Here is a 1,216-nt window from a genome sequence, read left to right as displayed (position 1 = left end):
GGTTCTCGTCTATCATCTCTTCGGGAACTTCACCGTGACGGGTAGCAAAGTTTATGTCGGTGCGCAGGTTCTCGTCTATCATCTCTTCGGGAACTTCGCCTTTATTGACTGCAAATTTCTTCAGAAAATAGGTCAGTATCGTTGCATTGAACAGTTTTTCTCCCTTAGGGCTGAAACGGTAGCCGTCGTAGTTGTTGACGATAAGCTGCCATATTTCGTCGTAGCGTTCCTGGCTTCCGGTATACTTGTCGAGCACGTAGCGCAGATAGGCTTCTGTTTCGGCATGGGTAAAGCCCAGCATATTAATAAAATCGGATTCTAATGTCAGTATCTCGGCGATGTTGTATCCGCTGGTCAGATCGTCCATCGTCACAGGCAGCACACCGGTACAGAAACAGGTGCGGATACTGCCCTCACCGATACCTGCCTTGATTACTTTAAAAAAGGTGCGCAGGAAACTGTCGGCGGTGGTTACCTTCTCGTAGAGCGGATCGTCGAGCACGTAGCGCAGATAAGTATCCGCTTCGGCATGGGTAAAGCCCAACATATTGATAAAATCAGGATGTAGTGTCAATATCTCGGCAATATTATATCCGCTGGTCAGGTCGTCCATCGTCACGGGCAGCACACCGGTACAGAAGCAGGTGCGGATACTGCCTTCGCCGATACCTTTTTTGATTACCTTGAAGAAGGTGCGCAGGAAGCTGTCGGCAGTGGTTACTTTCTCGTAGAGCGGGTCATTGTAAGAGGTCAGCAACTGGTTGGTGAAGTTGTCGTATTCGTCTATCAGAATGTAAACCGGAGGGAGGTCATGGGCGCGGGCATATGCCAAGACTTCCTCGAGCATCTGTGTGGCATTTTCGCGAGTGGAAAACTGAAAGTCTCCGAAGAGGTCACGGTTGTGTGTCACCATGATTTCCACGGGGCCGCGGTTCAGAATATTAAAATTCTGTTCCAACCCCTCCATATTATCCGCCATCACCATTGCCGAGAAGTCATAGCGAATGATCATATAGCGGTTGTGCTCCGGTGTAGGATGGCTTCCGATGTATGTTCCGCCAAAGAGATCCTCAAACCGGTGGGTCAACGTGCGGTCATAATAATGCGCCAAGGTGGATACCAGCAGACTTTTCCCGAAACGGCGGGGACGCAGGAACACGGGGGCTTTATAGGCCTCGAGACGTGGAATGTAATCCGTCTTATCCACATAATAAAA

The 1,216-nt window shown here is 49.7% G+C and carries 1 protein-coding gene; it reads right to left on the bottom strand.

The window, feature by feature from the left end:
* Positions 1-1,216, bottom strand: a 1,216-nt coding sequence (locus QVP90_RS00150; RefSeq protein ID WP_288203551.1) for an AAA family ATPase, incomplete at both ends; no start/stop codon positions are given.

The organism is Bacteroides sp. CAG:189 (assembly GCF_000432295.1).
In the GTDB taxonomy this organism is placed as follows: Bacteria; Bacteroidota; Bacteroidia; order Bacteroidales; family Bacteroidaceae; genus Bacteroides; species Bacteroides salyersiae.
This window is presented reverse-complemented; position numbering and strand designations above follow the sequence as displayed.